This window comes from Sphingobium sp. TomMM35A, assembly GCF_054771735.1.
In genome coordinates this window covers 1518697-1536618 of sequence record NZ_BSRC01000001.1, presented here as the reverse complement: position 1 = coordinate 1536618, position 17922 = coordinate 1518697, and the positions used below count along the sequence as shown (strand labels likewise).

The following is a 17922-nucleotide window of genomic DNA, read 5'->3' as shown; positions in this document are numbered from 1 at the left end:
ATCTTCATCCCTGTCCCGGTGCGGCTGGCGTTTCGACCGCGTCTATGCCCAATAAGCCCGCCATCTGTCGCGCACGTGAACGGATCGACTGCGGCACAGTGGCATCCTTTGCCATCGCGGCGAACAAGGGTCCGGCGAGTTCACGTTTGCCCATCTTCATATAGGCGATCGCGACCAGTTCACCGGCGCTGCCGAACCAGGGAGCGCCCTCCACGGCCAGCGGCTTGAGCCGATTGACAATTTGTTGCGGCTGAAGCGCTTCGAATTCCAATACGGTCTGTCGGATGAGCGCCAGGTCACGATAGGGCTGATCGAGCGAGCTGTCCGCTGCTATCGCCTTGTAGGCGGCGATGGCACCCTTGTCGTCGCCCTTGCGCGCGGCAACGCCAGCTTTCACCAGCAGGGCCGATGCGCGGAAGCCAGGCTGGCTGGCATTGGTCAGCCCGTCAAGCTGCTTGGCATCAGGCGTTCCACCACCTGCGGCCGCCGCGAGCACCTTGTCCATTTCCTCCGACACGGCCTGGGACTGGGTAGTGCTGTGGTGCTGCCAGTAGAGCCAGCCCGCAAAGGCCAGGAGGCCGATCACGACAGCCGCGAGAATCCAGCGGCCAAAACGCTGCCAGAAGGTCAGCAGCTGGTCCTGGCGAACGGCCTCATCGACTTCGCGCATGAAGGCTTCGCTGTTTTGCGGCGTCAGGGCCACTTGGGTCTCCAGATATGCGTCAGAAAAAGCTGGCGGAAGGCGCGATCAATAGCGGCGGCGGCGCTTAGCGCAAATCACTTTTTGGGCCGGTACACCTGATCTGCCGTGGGGAAGCTGCGATCGCGCACTTCGGCGGCATAGCGTTCGGCTGCATTGCTGATGGTTTCGGCTATGTTTTCGTATCGTTTCACGAAGCGGGGCACGCGTTCGAACATGCCGAGCATATCCTCGGCAACCAGCACCTGACCATCGCAATGTGCCGATGCGCCGATGCCGATGACGGGTATGTCTAGGCTGTCGGTGATGGCGACAGCCAGGTCCTCCAGGACGCCTTCGAGAACTACCGCGAATGCTCCGGCGCTCGCGACGGCGCGGGCATCGTCCATGATCTTGGCATGTTCTTCCTGGCTCTTGCCGCGCGCGCCATAGCCGCCGAGCGCGTTGACGGCCTGAGGCGTGAGGCCGACATGCGCCATGACGGGGATGCCGCGCTGGGTGAGGAAGGCGATGGTGTCGGCCATGGCCTGGCCCCCTTCCAGCTTGACGGCTGCACAGCCGGTTTCGGCCATGACGCGGCTGGCGCTGGCGAAGGCCTGGGCGGGGGAGGCTTCGTAGCTGCCGAAGGGCATGTCGACGAGGACGAGGCTGTGATAGCTGCCCCGGACCACGGCGGCGCCATGGGCGATCATCATGTCGAGGGTGACGGGAAGGGTGGAGGGCAGGCCGTAAATCACCTGGCCGAGTGAGTCGCCCACCAGCAGCATGTCGCAATGGGGATCGAGCAGTTGCGCCTGACGGGCGGTGTAGGCGGTCAGCATGACCAGCGGCTCGTCCGTCTTGCCCTCCACTTTCCGGCGCTGGATCGCGGGAACGGTCAGGCGCTTCATCGGCGCGGGCGTGGGATTGGCGCGGCTGGTGGATGTGTCGAGCGTGAAGGTGGTGGACATGAGGCCGCTCTACTCCAGCGGGGCCGGGGGCGCAAATCGGGGGCGGGCCGGTTTGCCCGGATTGGAATTCAATAAGGAAATAGCGAAATAAAAAAGAACGGGAGCGGCAGGCCTGTGCCGCTCCCGCAGGGGGTGACTTGTTACGGTATCAGAACGAGAATTTGAGTGTTCCGCCCCAAGTGCGCGGGTCGCCGACCTGGCCTGCGATCAGGCCGGTGTTGCCGGGTGCGACCTGGAGATTTTCGATATAGTTCACGTCGAAGGCGTTGCGGACCCAGCCGAAGATGTCGAAACCTTCGCCACGGAAGCCAGCGCGGAAGTTGGTGAGGGCGTAGCCCTTCACTTCCGTATAGCGTGAAGGCGACGCGTTCGAGTTCCAGTGCGAACGGTAGTTGCCGTCGACGCCCAGATAGACCTGGCCTTCCTTCGCCAGCAGCGTGACCGGGATGTTATATTCCGCGCCGTAGGAGAAAGCCCATTTGGACACGCCGGGCAGGTCCTGGCCGGAGATGTCGCACTGGCGGGGGCTGGGAGCGCCCGGAACACCCGGCTGCGAATAGTCGGCCGGGACGCCGGAAGGCTGCGAGGGGCCTCCGGACAGTTCAGGCGGGCAGGGCGCGTTGGTGAACTTCTTGTACTTGGCGTCGGTATAGGCCGCGTTCGCATAAGCGGTGAAGCGGTCGCTTGCGACCACCTTGAAGTCCGCTTCGATGCCCTGAGACCGGACCTTTTCAGCGTTGGCAAGATAGCCGCGCACAGTGCCGAACTGGCCGCCGTTCACCGTCGCCTGGAAGTCCTTGATGGTGGTGCGGAAGGCCGAAATATTGAAGGTCGCGCGGCGATCCCAAAGCTGAGTCTTCAGGCCGACTTCGAAATGATGGACCGATTCCGGCTTCACCGTCGCGGCATCGAAATTGACCGTATTGTCGATGTTGAGCGGCAAGCCGTTCTGGTTGATGCCGAGCGTCTTGAAGCTCTTGGCGTAGGTCGCATAGGCCAGAATGTCGCGCGCAACCTTATAGTTGACGTTGAAGTCATAGGTGAAGTTCCACGCGCTGTCGGACGGCGCGCTGACCTGCGGCTGGTAGACGCCGCATTGCTGCGACGTGCCCGCGATCGTGCCGGGCGCAGGAGTGGGCGTGCAGCTGATCGCCTGGCCCTGTGCGTTGGTCACGACACGCTGATAGAAGCCGGACTTCTTGTCATAGTTGAGGCGAAGGCCAGGCTGCAGCGTCAGCGCATCGGTGACTTTCCAGCTGAGCTGACCGAACAGGGCGGCGCTCTCGGCCTTCAGATACTGGGTATTGCTGGCCGTCAGGCCCGCAAGGGTTGCGGGGTTGTTGGCCGGGTTCAACGGATTGGTCGAGGGCGCAAGGCTCCATTGGGCAGCGTTGACGCCTTGCTGTTCGGTGCCCTGGGTGTCGATCCGCTGCTTGAAGCCAAAGAGGCCGACCACGAAGTCGATCTTCTGGCTTTCGTAATTATAGCGGAATTCCTGGCTATACTGATCCTGCTGCGAAGGATTTTGCGAGCGCGACACGATCGACAGGCCAGTGAAATCGCGATCATTTTCCGGTTTCCAGTCCCAGAAGCGCCAAGCGGTGACGGACGTCAGCGTGCCTGGGCCGATGTCCCACTTGATACGCGCCGACACGCCGCCGATCTTGTTGCCCGCGTTCAGGTTGCTGTCGAGATCAGTCAACCGGTCATAGGGATTGCGACTTGGCACGACATAGCCCTGCGCTGCCGCAAGCGCGTCATATTGACGGTTCAGCGGACGCTGCGTGCGGCCTACGCGGACGAAGGTGGTGCCGCAGCATTCCGGGTCTTGCCTGCTGTAGTCACCCGACAGCGTGATATCGAGATCGTCATTGGGCCGGAACAGCAACTGGCCGCGAATGCCGAGATTGTCCTGTTCGTTGATCCAACGCTGCGACGTGACATTGTACAGCGTGCCCCGGCGGCTGGTCGCCGCCACGGCAAGGCGCGCGGCGACGGTGTCGGACAGCGGGCCGGAGATCGCGGCCTTTGCCTGGCGATAGTTCAGGTTGCCGACGCTCAGTTCCGCGCGGCCTTCGAAGTCGAAGGTCGGCTGGTTGGTCGTGATGTTGATCGCTCCCGCCGTCGTGTTCTTGCCGTAGAGCGTGCCCTGGGGGCCGCGCAGCACTTCGACCTGGTTCACGTCCAGGAAGTCGAAGGTGGCGGCAGCGACGCGCGAATTGTAGACGTCATCGACATAGATGCCGACGCCCTGTTCGAACCCGTCGCTGGTGAGGCCGAACGGCACGCCAAGGCCACGGATATTGACCGAGGTGTTGCGGGGATTGGTGGTGTAGACCTGCAATGTCGGCGCAAGCTGCTGAAGCTTCACGACGTTGAAGTTGCCGGTCGCTTCGATGCTGTCGCCGCGAATGACGGAGATCGCCAGCGGCACTTCCTGCGCCGTTTCAGCACGGCGGCGGGCGGTGACGATGATCACGTCGCCGCGCGGATTGGCTGCCTGATCGACCTGTGCAGCCGGATCGGCGGCTGGTGCAGGCGCTTCCTCAGCATGGACGCTGGACGCAAAGATGGATGCGCTCGCCACGCCGGCGAGCAACAGAGAACGCGCAATCATAGTAATTCCCCTTCCGGAGGTCCGGTGAATGTTGATCGCGGCATTTCCGGTGGGCCGGTCAACGCCGATGGTCTGGGAATGGTATTGGACAGTCAGCGGCCCACCCCCTGCCGCCTGTTATTAACCGCCTGTCCGGCGGCTTGGCCTTGCGACCCTATTGCCCCCCGATCTTAGTCAAGCGGTAAGGCGAGTTTTTTCCGTCACATCGATCTGGACGACGCGCGCGTCATGCACGGTCAAGGTGATCGATCCGAAGCGTAATGCTTCCAGCACGCCACGAACCTTGTCGATGCTGACGGCTATGTCTGCCCTTTGGCCGTCTGCGCGGCCATTGCGGGCAAATTCAACTGTTCGGCTGTCACTCATAAGCACCTCTTGGCCCCGCTTTTATCTCAACTAATTCAATAGACAAAAAAGCAAATATATAGGGCGCCCAAGTTTGACTTGTAGCGCCCGTCCTTTTTTCAGCCGATCATCCGCATTGCTGCCAGCTTCCTTTCCTTATGAGCCATGGGGATGGCGGGCCGCATCTGGCGCATCACAGAGGCCTGTTCATGCGCATTGTCGATCAGCTGTTCCAACAGGGATTGGCCAAATTCCCAACTGCCAAGGTCGGAGTCAGCGTTGATGTGGCCGCTGAAGCCCGCATCGACGAAGGTGCTGCCCCAGTTCTTTGCGATGCTGTGTGCCCGTTCGAAGAATATATAAGGATCATTGCGGCTGGCGACGACCAGCGAAGGGAAGGGCAATTGAGCGCGGGGAGTGGGGCCAAAGCCGCCGATCGTCTCCGGCGTTTCCATTCTGTCGCAATCGGGAGGGGCGACCAGCAAAGCGCCGGTCACTGGCCAGCCATAGGCCTGGCTCTGCAGGGCACCCCACCAAGCGACCGCAAGGCAGCCAAGGCTGTGTGCGGCCAGGATGATCGGCCCCTCAGCTTCCCGGATCGCGGCGTCCAGGCGCGTGACCCATGCATTGCGATTGGGACTGGCCCAACTGCCCAGGTCGACGCGCTGGCAATCTCCTCTGACCTCTTCCCAAAGCGTCTGCCAGTGGCCGGGGCCGCTGTTGTTCAGACCGGGAATGGTCAGCACGACCGGATTGCGCGTGTCGCCCAGATGTCCGAATCGGTCCATTGTCTGATCCTCGTCCAATTACAGGTTGAACATAATTCTATTCTTTAAGTAGACAATGCTTGAGCGACCAATTGTGTCCAAATTTGGGCGACCGGATTCATCTGGCGTTCAGGTCGGGCGAACGGCTTGGGCTTGAGCCGGGAGCCCATTACCAAGGATATATGAGGCCATAATAGGAGAAGACGGTGCGGCCATATGTGTCGTCATAATCCGGCGGAGTGTCGGGCGTGTGACGGGGTGCGCTTTCCAGCATATCCTTGCTGAGATCCAAGACATAGCCGCCCTTATCGGTGTCATAGTTCAGCATCGACCAGGGGATCGGGTAATGATCGTTGCCAAGGCCGAGGAAGCCGCCGAAGGAAAGCAGGGCATAGCGGACCTGCCCGCTGCGCTTTTCCACCATGAAGTTGGAGATATGGCCGAGCCTTTCTCCTTGCCGGTTGTAGACGGCGGTTCCTTCCACACGGTCGGAGGCGATCAGGTCACTGGAATTTTGGGTTGCGGGATCAGTCATCGTCACCCTCCTGCATCATAATGCGCTAGACCCATGAAACCGGGGAGGATCAGCGGGGTTCCCACTCTTCGAAACAGGAGGATGAGATGAAGATCAATCGCAGCGGATCGGCGGTATGGAGCGGCGGCCTGAAAGACGGCAAGGGCGCGATTTCGACGCAGAGCGGCGCTCTGGACGCGCACCCTTATGGCTTTGCAATGCGGTTCGAGGGCGTGCCGGGTTCCAACCCGGAAGAGTTGATCGCGGCGGCGCATGCGTCCTGCTTCACCATGGCGCTGTCGATGATCCTTGGCGAAGCCGGGCTGACGGCGGAGAAGATGGAAACCAATGCCGTCGTCACGCTGGAGCAGCAGGAGGGTGGCTTTGCGATCACGGCCAGCAAGCTGACGCTGAAGGCCACGATCCCGGGCGCCGACGACGCGCAGTTTCAGGAACTGGCGGCGAAGGCGAAGGAAAATTGCCCCGTGTCGAAGCTGCTGAAGGCTGAAATTAGCCTGGACGCGGAACTGCTAGGCTGAGGCGGGTCGGCGGGAGCGTATATGTTCCCGCCACGCGATGTAGAGGCCGCTCAGGATGATGAGCGCTGCGCCGATCCAGGTCGTGTACATCGGCCATTCGCCCCAGATCAGCAGGCCGAGCATGGTCGACCAGATGATCGTGCTGTAATCCATCGGCAGCACGACCGACACGGGGGCATGGCGCAGCGCCCCGGTCATGCACAGTTGCGCCACGCCCCCGGTGATGCCGACGCCCATCAGCATGGCCCAGGTGATGGGATCATGTGCTTTCCCGACGAAAAGCATCAGGATGCCGAGGGGCGGGATCGAGAGGATCGTGAACCAGAAGACGATGGCGCCCGTCCTTTCCGTCCGGCCGAGGTCGCGGAGCAGCAGGCCGATGCAGGCGGTGATGACGGCGGCGGAAAGCGCGACGGCGAGGCCCAGCGGCGGGAAGTGCATGCCATCCGGGCGGACCATGATGATGATCCCGACGAAGCCGAGCAGGATGGCGGCCCAGCGATGCGGGCCCGTTGCCTCCCGCAGCAGGAGCGCAGAGAGCAGGGTGGCGAAGATTGGCATGGTGAAACCGATGGCCGTCGCCTCGGTCAGGGGCAGCAGCAGGTATGAGCCGAAGTTGAGGACCATGCCGGTGAGGCCGAGCACGGTGCGGCTGACATGCGCGCCGAGGCGGTTCGTGCGGACCGAGGCGAGGCCGTCTGTCATTGCGACCCAGGTGACGATCAGCGGCAGAGCCAGCGCCTGGCGGTAGAAGATGAGTTCGATCAGGCTGACGCCGCGCGTGCCGACGACTTTGCCCAGCGCGAACATGACGGCCATGAACATCATGGCCAGCAGGCGCAGGCCTATGCCCTTGAGCGGATGCTCTTCGCGGACCGGCGGCGGTGGCGGAAGCTCTTCGGGCGGGCTGATCGGGGCGGGCGGTTGCACGCGGTTCGCTTTAACCGGCGGACACGGTCACGCAACCACCGGGCGGATAAATTACGATTTATGCGGTGGATAGCGGCTGGGTTGCCGCTATCGCGCGTGCAGGATCAGAGGCAGGCTTCCAGGAAGGGCTGGTCGAAACCGAACTGCCGGGCCTTGTCCAGCGTGTAAGGGCGGAGGCCCATCGACCGATATTCGCCGACGATCTTACCGCTGTCGTCCTCGTCATGATATTCGAACTTGAACAGTTCCTGGGTGACGATGACGTCGCCTTCCATGCCGATGACTTCGGTGATGTTGGTGACGCGGCGCGAACCGTCGCGCAGGCGCTTAACCTGCACGATGAGGTCGACGGAGTCGGCGATCTGTTTCGAGATGGCCTCCTTCGGAATCTTGATGTCGCCCATCAGGATCATGTTCTCCATACGGCCGAGGCATTCGCGGGGCGAGTTGGAGTGGAGCGTGCACATGGAGCCGTCATGGCCCGTGTTCATCGCCGCGAGCAGGTCGAAGCACTCCGCGCCACGAATTTCGCCCAGGATGATGCGGTCAGGGCGCATACGCAGGGCGTTCTTGACGAGATCGCCGATGGTGATGGCGCCCTGGCCTTCAAGGTTGGGCGGGCGGGTTTCGAGGGGTAGCCAGTGCGGCTGTTGCAGGCGCAGTTCGGCCGCGTCCTCAATGGTGAGGACGCGCTCGCCCGGGTCGATCATCTTCGACAGGGCGTTGAGCATGGTGGTCTTGCCCGAGCCGGTGCCGCCCGAGATGACGATGTTCATGCGCGATGCGCCTGCGATCTTGAGCGCGGTGGCCATCTTCGGGCTCATCGCGCCCCATTGGGCGAGCATGTCGATGGTGATCGGCTTGGCGGAAAATTTACGGATCGAGATGGCGGTGCCGCGCAGCGAGAGCGGCGGCACGATCACGTTGACGCGGCTGCCGTCGGGCAGGCGGGCGTCGGCGAGCGGCGTGGTCTGATCAACGCGGCGGCCGACCTTGTTCACGATGCGCTGGGCGATCTGGAACAGATGCTCTTCATCGCGGAACTTGATGGGAGCGATCTGGAGCTTGCCCTTCTTTTCGATGTAGGTCTGCTCCGGGCCGTTGACCATGATGTCGCTGACGTCGGGATCGGCGAGCAGTTCCTCTAGCGGACCGAGGCCGAGCAGTTCGTCGACCAGCACCTTTTCCAGCGCGAATTGTTCGCGGCGGTTGAGGGTGAGCTTGAGCTCGGCCAGCACCTCCATGATGATGGGGCGGAATTCCTCGGCCAGTTCATCCTTGCTGAGGGTGGCGGCGGCTTCCGGATCAACGCGTTCCAGCAGGCGGGGGAGGACCTGTTCCTTGATCTTGTGGACGGAGGCTTCGAAGCCTTGCGGCCCTGCATCGGCGACATGCTCAGCGTTGGCGCGGTCCGACAGGCGTTGCAAGGCGTCGGCGTTGCGTTGCATCTGGGTCGTGGGAGCGGACAGCGGATCGACCGGGCTTTCGCTGGCGGGCAAGGGCGCCATGTCGAGCGGAGGAAACTGGTCGCCGCCGCGCGCTTCTTCACGCGGTGCGCCGCCCTGCATGGGCCGGGCGACGCCGAAACCCGGCTTGATACCCGCAGGTCCATTTTTCCGTCCAAACGCGCTCATAATTCTCCGCCGGCATGTTCCGATCGATCGAGCCAACCACAAAGAGACCGATCAAATATGGCTGGAGATGGTGAATAGGCTGGAAACTTTGACAAATGGCTAATGGCCGAGGCGAGCGCGCTCCGTGCCGCAATGCAAGAAGGCCGCGTTCCTTGGCGAACGCGGCCTTCTTGGGCAAGCGGATCAGGAGGTGCGCTTTGGCTTAGCCAGCATGCTCCGCAAGGACGGTCAGGCCCTTTTCGTTGACTTCAGCGAAGCCGCCCTGGACGGGGATGACTTCGGGAGCCGAACCGGCCGAGGCGAAAATCTGGATCGCGCCGTCGCGGACGGTGGACATGAAGGGCGCGTGCCCTTCCAGCACGCCGAAGTCGCCATCGGTGCCGGGGACGACGACCTGATAGACCTCTTCCGAGCGGACGAGCTTTTCGGGAGTCACGAGTTCGAAATGCAGTGCCATCTGTAACTCTCCCCCCTCCCTTTCAAGGGAGGGGCAGGGGTGGGTGCGGTTGCGTTAGCAATCGCCTGCAAACTTCAGGGATAGGTCGAGGCTCGCTCCGCTCGCGGCCCACCCCCGACCCCTCCCGCTTGCGGGAGGGGGACATTGTGGAGCTTACGCCGCTTCGGCGGCCAGCTTCTTTGCCTTTTCGATGGCTTCGTCGATGCCGCCGACCATGTAGAAGGCGTTTTCGGGCAGATGGTCATATTCGCCTTCGACCACGGCCTTGAACGACTTCACCGTGTCTTCGATCTGGACGAACTTGCCCGAGATGCCGGTGAAGACTTCGGCGACGTGGAAGGGCTGCGACAGGAACTTCTGGATCTTGCGGGCGCGGGCGACGGTGAGCTTATCTTCTTCCGAAAGCTCGTCCATGCCCAGGATCGCGATGATGTCCTGAAGCGACTTGTACTTCTGCAGGATCGCCTGAACCGCACGGGCGGTTTCATAATGCTCCTGGCCAACGACGCGGGGTTCCAGAACGCGGCTGGTCGAGTCCAGCGGGTCGACCGCCGGATAGATGCCGAGTTCCGAAATAGCGCGGTTGAGAACGGTGGTGGCGTCCAAGTGCGCGAACGAGGTCGCAGGCGCCGGGTCGGTCAAGTCGTCTGCGGGGACATACACGGCCTGAACCGAGGTGATCGAACCCTTGTTGGTCGAGGTGATGCGCTCCTGCAGCGCGCCCATGTCGGTCGACAAGGTCGGCTGGTAGCCCACGGCCGAAGGAATACGGCCGAGCAGCGCCGACACCTCCGCGCCCGCCTGGGTGAAGCGGAAGATGTTGTCGACGAAGAACAGCACGTCCTGGCCTTCCTGGTCGCGGAAATATTCCGCGATGGTGAGGCCCGACAGAGCGACGCGAGCGCGGGCGCCCGGGGGCTCGTTCATCTGGCCATAAACCAGCGCCACCTTCGAACCTTCGCTGATCGCGTTGCCGTCGGCGTCCTTGGCGATAACGCCTGCGTCGAGGAATTCGTGATAGAGGTCGTTACCTTCGCGGGTACGCTCACCGACGCCCGCGAACACGGAGGTGCCGCCATGGCCCTTCGCGATGTTGTTGATCAGTTCCTGGATGAGCACGGTCTTGCCGACGCCCGCGCCGCCGAACAGGCCGATCTTGCCGCCCTTTGCGTAAGGGGCGAGAAGGTCGATGACCTTGATGCCGGTGACGAGGATCGACGCGTCGGTCGACTGGTCGACGAACTCCGGCGCCTTGGCGTGGATCGGGGCGGTGACGGTGGTGGCGACAGGGCCACGCTCGTCGATCGGCTCACCGACGACGTTCAGGATGCGGCCGAGCGTCGCCGGGCCGACGGGAACGCTGATCTGCGCGCCGGTGTCGGTGACTTCCTGACCGCGGGTCAGACCGTCGGTCGAGTCCATCGCGATGGTGCGGACGGTGTTTTCACCCAGATGCTGGGCGACTTCCAGAACAAGGCGGTTGCCGTTGTTGCTGGTTTCCAGCGCCGAGAGAATAGCGGGGAGCGCATCGGGGAAGGTCACGTCGACGACGGCGCCGATGACCTGCGAAATGCGGCCTACATTGTTGGTGGTTGCCATGACTGCTTCCTTGCGTGCGTGATCTTAGAGGGCTTCCGCGCCCGAGATGATTTCGACCAGTTCGGTGGTGATCGCCGCCTGACGGCTGCGGTTATACTGGATGGTCAGCTTGTTGATGAGGTCGCCGGCGTTGCGGGTCGCATTGTCCATGGCGGTCATCGATGCGCCCTGTTCGGACGCGTTGTTTTCCAGCAGCGCCTTGAAGATCTGTACCGTGACGTTGCGCGGCAACAGGTCGTCGAGGATCGCTTCCTCGCTCGGTTCATATTCCACCGTCGCGCCGATGGCGTTGCGGTCGGCATCGGCAGGGATCTTCACCGGGATGATCTGCTGTTCGGTCGGGATCTGCGCGAGCGCCGACTTGAACTGCGAATAGAAGAGATGCGCGACGTCGAACTTGCCGTTCAGATACATGTCGGTCAGTTCATGCGCGATTTCGGACGCCTGGTTGAAGCCGGGTTCCTTGACACCGGTGGTGTCGAACTGCGCGACGATCATGCCGGGGAAGGTGCGGTTGATCACCGGACGACCCTTGCGGCCGATCAGATAGAAACGAACGGTCTTGCCCTGCGCGATCAGCTCGTCCGCCTTGGCGCGCGCAGCCTTGACGATGTTGGCGTTGAACGCGCCAGCAAGGCCACGGTCGGAGTTGGCGACGACCAGCAGATGGACGTCATCCTTGCCGGTGCCAGCAAGCAGCGGCGACGCGCCTTCGCCCGAACCGCCTGCGATCTTCGACGCGAGGCTGGCGACCACGGCTTCCAGACGGCTGGAATAGGGACGCGCTGCTTCGGCGGCAGCCTGCGCCTTGCGCAGCTTGGCCGCGGCGACCATCTGCTTCGCCTTGGTGATCTTCTGGGTCGATTTCACCGACCCGATGCGGATCTTCAGTTCCTTGAGGCTGGCCATGACGAACCTTCTGTTCGTCATCCTGACGAAGGTCAGGATCTCGTGCCTCCAGGTTGAACCTTCGAGGCCTGAGATCCCAGCCTTCGCTGGGATGACGGATTATCCTTTACGCAAACGTCTTGCCGAAGCTGTCGAGCGCGGCCTTCAGCTTGCTCTTGGCGTCGTCGCCCAGATCCTTGCTGTCGCGGATCGCGGCGAGAACGTCGGCATGGTCGTGACGCAGATAGGCGAGCATCAGCTCTTCGTAGCGGGTCACGTCCTTGACAGCGACGTTGTCGAGATAGCCGTTGGTGCCGGCGAAGATCGACGCGGTCTGCTCTTCGAAGGGCAGCGGCGAGAACTGAGCCTGCTTCAGCAGTTCAGTGAGGCGCGCGCCACGGTTCAGCAGCTTCTGGGTCGAAGCGTCGAGGTCCGAACCGAACTGGGCGAACGCCGCCATTTCGCGGTACTGGGCCAGCTCCAGCTTGATCGAACCCGAAACCTTCTTCATCGCCTTGGTCTGCGCGGCGGAACCGACGCGCGACACCGACAGACCGACGTTAATGGCCGGACGGATGCCCTGGTAGAAGAGGTTGGTTTCGAGGAAGATCTGGCCGTCGGTGATCGAAATCACGTTGGTCGGAATATAGGCCGACACGTCGCCTGCCTGCGTTTCGATGATCGGCAGCGCGGTCAGCGAGCCAGCGCCATTGGCGTCGTTCATCTTGGCAGCGCGTTCCAGCAGGCGGCTGTGCAGATAGAAAACGTCGCCGGGATAAGCTTCGCGGCCCGGAGGACGACGCAGCAGCAGCGACATCTGACGATAGGCGACGGCCTGTTTGGAAAGGTCGTCATAGACGATCACGGCATGCATGCCGTTGTCGCGGAAGAATTCGCCCATGGTGACGCCGGTGTAGGGCGCCAGATACTGAAGCGGAGCGGGCTCCGAAGCGGTCGCGGCGACGACGATCGAATATTCCATCGCGCCATTTTCTTCGAGCTGCTTGACGATCTGCGCGACGGTCGAGCGCTTCTGGCCGACGGCGACGTAGATGCAGTAGAGCTTCTTGCTTTCATCGCCGGAAGCGTTGACGCCCTTCTGGTTGATGAAGGTGTCGATCGCGACGGCGGTCTTGCCGGTCTGGCGGTCGCCGATGATCAGCTCGCGCTGGCCACGGCCGACGGGGACGAGGGCGTCGATCGCCTTGAGGCCGGTCTGCACGGGTTCGTGCACAGACTTGCGGGGGATGATGCCCGGAGCCTTGACTTCGACGCGCTTGCGCTCGGTGTACTGGATCGGGCCCTTGCCATCGATCGGGTTGCCGAGGCCGTCGACCACGCGGCCGAGCAGGCCCTTGCCGACCGGCACGTCGACGATGGTGCCGGTGCGCTTGACGGTGTCGCCTTCCTTGATCTCGGCGTCCGAGCCGAAGATCACGACGCCGACATTGTCGGCTTCGAGGTTGAGCGCCATGCCCTGCACGCCATTGGCGAACTCGACCATTTCGCCCGCCTGGACGTTGTCGAGGCCGTGGACGCGGGCAATGCCGTCACCCACGGTCAGCACGGAACCGACTTCGCTCACCTGCGCTTCGGTGCCGAAATTGGCGATCTGGTCCTTGATGACCTTCGAAATTTCTGCGGCGTTGATATCCATGTTCAGCCTTTCATCGCCTGGGCGAGACTATTCAAACGGGTGCGGATGGAGGAATCGATCATCTGGCTGCCGATCTTGACGACCAGCCCGCCCAGGATCGCGGGATCGACCTTTGCATCGAGCGCGACTTCGCGGCCGACGCGCGCCCGCAGATTCTGCTGCAGGGCGGTGACTTGGTTCGAATCGAGCGGATGTGCGCTGGTCACTTCCGCGCGGACTTCGCCCTTGTGATTCGAAAGAAGCGTTTCATAGGCGCGGATAACCGCGGGCAGCTGCGAGAGGCGACGGTTAGCCGCCAGAACGCCCAGGAACTTGGTCGTCAGCGCGTCGATCCCCATGGAAGATGCGACCGCCGCGATCGTCTTGCCCGCTGCGTCGCGGCTGAGCACGGGATTGTTGATCAGGCTTTTGAAATCAGCCGATTCGGCAATCGCCGCCTTGATCGCGCCGAGGCTGGCCGCCACGGTGTCGAGGGCGTTGCCGTCGCGAGCCAGATCGAACAGCGCAACCGCGTAGCGTCCGCTGAGGCTGGCCTGAATGCCGCCGGTAGTCTCCACGCGCTTACCGTCCTCCAATTGATTTGCCGGTCATGCAAAAAAGAGGGGCGCGGTCTATCCGTCCCGATCCCCTGTTGCCCGGCCGGTTAGCAGCGGGATTATGACTATGCAAGCCATGGAACGCGATTCCGTCACAAGGATGGAATCGAAGCGAATAAGCGGCCCGCTTTACCGCGCGGATCGCTTCAGTTCGCCGGGTCGGCCGGGGCGAGCCGTCCCTTGCGGCAGCGGTAGACCAGGCGCTCGTTAGGCTGGGCGGGCAGGAGTGCGCCAAGGTCGCTGCGCAGCGAGGCTATGCGGGCGAGGAGATCGGGATTGTTGCCGCATTCCTTGATCGACCCATCCTTCAGCAGCGCGCGTGCCTTGTCCATCGTGTCGCCATCGGGCAGCCAGCGCTGGACGCGCAATGTGCCGGTTGCGGGGTCGAAGCGGCTCAGCGCGATGAAGTTGCCGCTTTCGGGGATGGTGGCGCGTTCCCAATCATTGCCGGCGGTCACATATTGGCTGTTGCCATTGGCGCAGCCGGTCGCGGTCCAGTTGAAGGGGATGTCGTTCGCCTGCGATATGGTGACGCGGCTGCGATCGAGATCGATCGCGCAGATATTTTCGCCTTCCCACGCATAGGCGCTGTTGCCCGTGACCTGGTCGCTGGCGGCGAGCTTTACCCGGTCATCGATGCTGGAAAAGCTGGGCTTCAGGAAAAACAGCGCGAGCGCGCCGAACAGCAGCACGCCTCCGCCTGCGAGGAACCATGTGGCGCGGCGTTCGCGGCCCTGGCTGTAGAAAAGCCCGCCTGCGCCAAGGCCAAGCACTGCCAGCGCCAGCAGGACAGCCGCGCCCGCCATCGCATTTTCACGGCCGGAGATGACGTCGCGCTCGGCGGCGTCGCGGGCCTTGTCCAGTTCAGCTTCGCGGGCATCGGCCTTGGCGCGCTCGGATTGTTCGCTGCGCTGCGCCTCCCGCTGCGTCAGCATGGCTTCGGCAGCGTCCGCCTCCGCCATGGAGCGGCAGGGGACGACGGTATGAAGAGAGGACACGCCCGCCTGACGCAGGAAGGAGGCGACTTCGCGCCAGGACACGGCAAATCCGAACTCCGCGTCATTGCCGTCCGAGATCGATCCGAAGCTGTTGACGCCGAGCACCCGGCCGCAATCGTCCACCAAGGGCCCGCCGCTGTTCCCGGCAGCAAGGGGTGCGGTATGGAGGATCGTGTCGAAGCTTTGGCTGGAGCGGCCGGAGGACACATTGCCGCTGGTCTTTACGGTGCCGAGCGGTTCGATCATCTGCTTGAGACCAAGGCCCTGCGCGCGGTCGACATTGCCGGGATAGCCGATCGCCGTCACATGCTGCCCATCGCTGACGGCGCCGCCGTAGAAGGTGCTCACCGGCAGGCGGCCTTCCTCCAGCTGGATGAGCGCGAGGTCGTTGCCGGGCGAATAGGCTATGACGCGGCCGCCATAGCTTTTGCGCCCTTCCGAAGGGATGACGCCGATGACGAGGTTCTTTTCCTCGCGCGTCAGTTCAACGACATGGGCGTTGGTCAGCACTTTGTCCGGCGCGACGGCAAAGCCGCTGCCATGGCCGACGAAATAGGCATCGCTGCCATCGGTCGCCACGATGGCGATGCGGACGACGCCGCGCGCGGCGGCGGCGATGTCCTGCTGTTCCGCCTGCGCGGCGACAGGCGAGGCAAGGGCCAGCAGGAGGCAGAGACGGCGAAGAAATGCGACCATGATGCGGCGCATTCATATGGTAAAGCCCGGCGGAGGCAATGGCAGAATTGCTTTGAGCGCAAGGCGCGGGAAGGCTGGCCCGATCGCGCCTGCTATCCCATATGGATGAACCAGATGACCGACCTTTCCGCCTCGACGCCATTGGCGCTGGATGATGATGCCTGCTGGGACGCGTTCCTGCGGCGGGACCGGGCCATGGATGGGCGCTTCGTGGGCGCGGTGCTGACCACCGGCATCTATTGCAAGCCGAGCTGCGCTGCGCGGCATCCGCGGCGGGAAAATATGATCTTCCTGCCGGATCCGGCTGCGGCGCGGCAGGCTGGATTTCGGGCATGCCTGCGCTGTCTGCCGGATGAGGTCGGGCGGGACAGGGTCGCCGTGGAGGCGGCGAAAGCCTTCATCGCGGCTTCAGAGATAGCGCCCTCGCTGGAACAGGTCGCCGCGCATGCGGGCTATGCGCCGCATCATTTCCATCGGCTGTTCAAGCGGGAGACGGGGCTGACACCGGCCGCCTACGCTCGATCTCTGCGTGCGGAACGGCTGAAGGCGGCGCTGGAAGAAGAGGGCAGCGTCACCAGTGCGATTTATGAGGCGGGATATAATGCGCCCAGCCGCGCCTACGCCGATGCGGAGCGGCATCTGGGCATGAGCCCAAGCGCCTGGAAGGATGGCGGGCGGGGCGTAACGATCCGTTATGTGGTGATGGGATCCAGTTTGGGGCCTGTGTTGGTCGCGGCGACGGCCAAAGGGCTTTGTCGGGTCAGTTTCGATGAAGGCGAGGACGATTTGCGGCGACGCTTTCCCAAGGCGGAGATTCTGCCGGGCGATGGGGCGTTGAGCGCGCTGGCGGGGCAGGTGGTGCAATTGATTGAGGAGCCGGGGCGGCCGGTTGATGTGCCCATGGACGTGCGCGGCACCGCCTTTCAGCAGGCGGTGTGGAGCGCGCTGCGGGCGATCCCGGCGGGTGAGACGCGCAGTTATGGGGAGATTGCCGCTGCCATCGGGAGGCCGGGTGCAGTACGTGCGGCTGGGACTGCTTGCGGGGATAATGGGCTGGCGGTGTTGATCCCCTGCCATCGCGTGTTGCGCGGCGATGGGAGCTTGGGTGGCTATGCCTATGGTGTGGAGCGGAAGAAGGTGCTGCTGGAGCGGGAAAGAGGAGTCGGGTGAGGGGCGCTTTTGGGTGGATGGCCGACTGGCGGGTTTCAGGGCCATCACTCAAATAGCGGACATAGCGCTGGCTCAGTCCTGTAAATCAGCGAAGAGGCCTAATTCGGTCTCGGCGGCGGCGTATCCATCTTCGCGTCAAAATGAAGCTGATCGTTGAAACCGTCGACGCCGGAATAAACCAGAGCCAAGCGAATAGCAGCAACTCATAAAATTTAGCGGTGTAGAGCAACTTATAGCTATGGCCCAACTCAATCCATAAACAGCCTTTACCGCGACAATGAAAACCGTAGGCATCGGGCCATTCGATCTTTGCTGCGAGCCACCAGCCAACTGTTCCAAAGCCAACGATGATGATCGTCAGCCCTCCGAAAAAAAGAATGAAGCGAAGAGCGCCCATGGTTTGCCAGAGGTCTCTCATCTGGGAAAACCAACCCAACTACTTATCCTTAAAATAGCTCGCTGCGGGACGCATTGTGTCGGCTTTGAGGACCGTCTGCAAGTGTGGCGGGCATCCAAGTATGATCGCTACCTGTTCAACCAAACATCGGAAATATGACCATCGCACTTAGCGATGCGGAGGGATAGCTGGCCGCCGCCTTGCGTGACCATGATATCTCCTTCCACAGTAACCTCCGGCGATTTCCCCCGACTGACGGACCAATGCGCGCCATCGTCGTCCACATCGATGTCAGGAAAAGCGGTTCGATCTGCTGTCGGGAAGAAGTCCTCTTCTACAGCCAAAAAGATAGCCGTGGCAGTCTCAGACTTGGTGACCAATGGCTTCGTAGGTTGGCCCGCACGCATACAATGGTCTGATCCAGCCAAAGCGTGAGGGACCGGACACGTCACGGCAGATGTCGCGAAC

17 protein-coding genes are annotated in these 17922 nt (G+C 62.6%); 2 read left to right on the top strand and 15 right to left on the bottom strand.

Going from position 1 to position 17922, the window contains the following annotated elements; translation table 11 throughout:
- Positions 1 to 4 precede the first annotated feature (4 nt).
- From ACYU8T_RS07610 to ACYU8T_RS07585, 6 genes are all read right to left on the bottom strand, one after another.
- Positions 5 to 703, bottom strand: a complete 699-nt coding sequence (locus ACYU8T_RS07610; RefSeq protein WP_461159001.1) for a tetratricopeptide repeat protein — start codon at positions 701 to 703, stop codon at positions 5 to 7.
- 74 nt (positions 704 to 777) lie between these two features.
- Positions 778 to 1650, bottom strand: a complete 873-nt coding sequence (gene panB / locus ACYU8T_RS07605; RefSeq protein WP_247230734.1) for a 3-methyl-2-oxobutanoate hydroxymethyltransferase — start codon at positions 1648 to 1650, stop codon at positions 778 to 780.
- A gap of 148 nt (positions 1651 to 1798) precedes the next feature.
- On the bottom strand, positions 1799 to 4267 hold the full coding sequence (locus tag ACYU8T_RS07600) for a TonB-dependent receptor (RefSeq protein WP_461159000.1): 2469 nt from the start codon (positions 4265 to 4267) through the stop codon (positions 1799 to 1801).
- Between the two features lie 174 nt (positions 4268 to 4441).
- A complete protein-coding gene (locus ACYU8T_RS07595; RefSeq protein WP_097092016.1) occupies positions 4442 to 4633 on the bottom strand; it encodes a YezD family protein in 192 nt (63 codons plus the stop codon).
- A gap of 98 nt (positions 4634 to 4731) precedes the next feature.
- A complete protein-coding gene (locus ACYU8T_RS07590) occupies positions 4732 to 5400 on the bottom strand; it encodes an RBBP9/YdeN family alpha/beta hydrolase (protein WP_097092015.1) in 669 nt (222 codons plus the stop codon).
- 148 nt (positions 5401 to 5548) lie between these two features.
- Positions 5549 to 5914, bottom strand: coding sequence for a PRC-barrel domain-containing protein (locus ACYU8T_RS07585; RefSeq protein ID WP_461158999.1), 366 nt, complete (start codon positions 5912 to 5914; stop codon positions 5549 to 5551).
- A gap of 86 nt (positions 5915 to 6000) precedes the next feature.
- Here ACYU8T_RS07585 and ACYU8T_RS07580 point away from each other — a divergent pair, with 86 nt between their 5' ends.
- The gene (locus ACYU8T_RS07580) at positions 6001 to 6432 is read left to right on the top strand and encodes an OsmC family protein (protein ID WP_201514647.1); all 432 of its coding nucleotides are present in this window, start codon (positions 6001 to 6003) and stop codon (positions 6430 to 6432) included.
- Here the strand turns inward: ACYU8T_RS07580 and ACYU8T_RS07575 are convergent.
- The 8 genes from ACYU8T_RS07575 to ACYU8T_RS07540 all read right to left on the bottom strand — a co-directional run bounded on the left by ACYU8T_RS07575 (position 6424) and on the right by ACYU8T_RS07540 (position 15887).
- Positions 6424 to 7260: a DMT family transporter gene (locus tag ACYU8T_RS07575; RefSeq protein ID WP_461159775.1), complete on the bottom strand. Its 837-nt coding sequence runs from the start codon at positions 7258 to 7260 to the stop codon at positions 6424 to 6426. The two genes, ACYU8T_RS07580 and ACYU8T_RS07575, sit on opposite strands and share 9 nt — an antisense overlap.
- Positions 7261 to 7466: 206 nt before the next feature.
- A complete protein-coding gene (locus ACYU8T_RS07570; protein WP_247230740.1) occupies positions 7467 to 8996 on the bottom strand; it encodes a CpaF family protein in 1530 nt (509 codons plus the stop codon).
- A gap of 202 nt (positions 8997 to 9198) precedes the next feature.
- Positions 9199 to 9453 carry an ATP synthase F1 subunit epsilon gene (locus ACYU8T_RS07565; protein ID WP_066524624.1) on the bottom strand — a complete coding sequence of 85 codons (255 nt, stop codon included), beginning with the start codon at positions 9451 to 9453 and terminating at the stop codon, positions 9199 to 9201.
- Positions 9454 to 9606: 153 nt separating this feature from the next.
- Entirely contained in the window at positions 9607 to 11052 is a 1446-nt protein-coding gene (gene atpD, locus ACYU8T_RS07560) for a F0F1 ATP synthase subunit beta (RefSeq protein WP_097092011.1), read from the bottom strand.
- A 24-nt stretch (positions 11053 to 11076) separates the two neighbouring features.
- Complete coding sequence (locus ACYU8T_RS07555; RefSeq protein ID WP_097092010.1) at positions 11077 to 11961, bottom strand: F0F1 ATP synthase subunit gamma; 885 nt, start codon at positions 11959 to 11961, stop codon at positions 11077 to 11079.
- A 106-nt stretch (positions 11962 to 12067) separates the two neighbouring features.
- Positions 12068 to 13597, bottom strand: coding sequence for a F0F1 ATP synthase subunit alpha (gene atpA / locus ACYU8T_RS07550; protein ID WP_097092009.1), 1530 nt, complete (start codon positions 13595 to 13597; stop codon positions 12068 to 12070).
- 2 nt (positions 13598 to 13599) lie between these two features.
- A complete protein-coding gene (locus ACYU8T_RS07545; protein WP_097092851.1) occupies positions 13600 to 14154 on the bottom strand; it encodes a F0F1 ATP synthase subunit delta in 555 nt (184 codons plus the stop codon).
- A 185-nt stretch (positions 14155 to 14339) separates the two neighbouring features.
- The gene (locus ACYU8T_RS07540; protein WP_461158998.1) at positions 14340 to 15887 is read right to left on the bottom strand and encodes a S1C family serine protease; all 1548 of its coding nucleotides are present in this window, start codon (positions 15885 to 15887) and stop codon (positions 14340 to 14342) included.
- 105 nt (positions 15888 to 15992) lie between these two features.
- Here ACYU8T_RS07540 and ada point away from each other — a divergent pair, with 105 nt between their 5' ends.
- Positions 15993 to 17057: a bifunctional DNA-binding transcriptional regulator/O6-methylguanine-DNA methyltransferase Ada gene (gene ada / locus ACYU8T_RS07535; protein ID WP_461158997.1), complete on the top strand. Its 1065-nt coding sequence runs from the start codon at positions 15993 to 15995 to the stop codon at positions 17055 to 17057.
- Positions 17058 to 17142: 85 nt separating this feature from the next.
- Here the strand turns inward: ada and ACYU8T_RS07530 are convergent, their stop codons facing one another.
- On the bottom strand, positions 17143 to 17493 hold the full coding sequence (locus ACYU8T_RS07530) for a hypothetical protein (RefSeq protein WP_461158996.1): 351 nt from the start codon (positions 17491 to 17493) through the stop codon (positions 17143 to 17145).
- Positions 17494 to 17922: the final 429 nt, after the last annotated feature.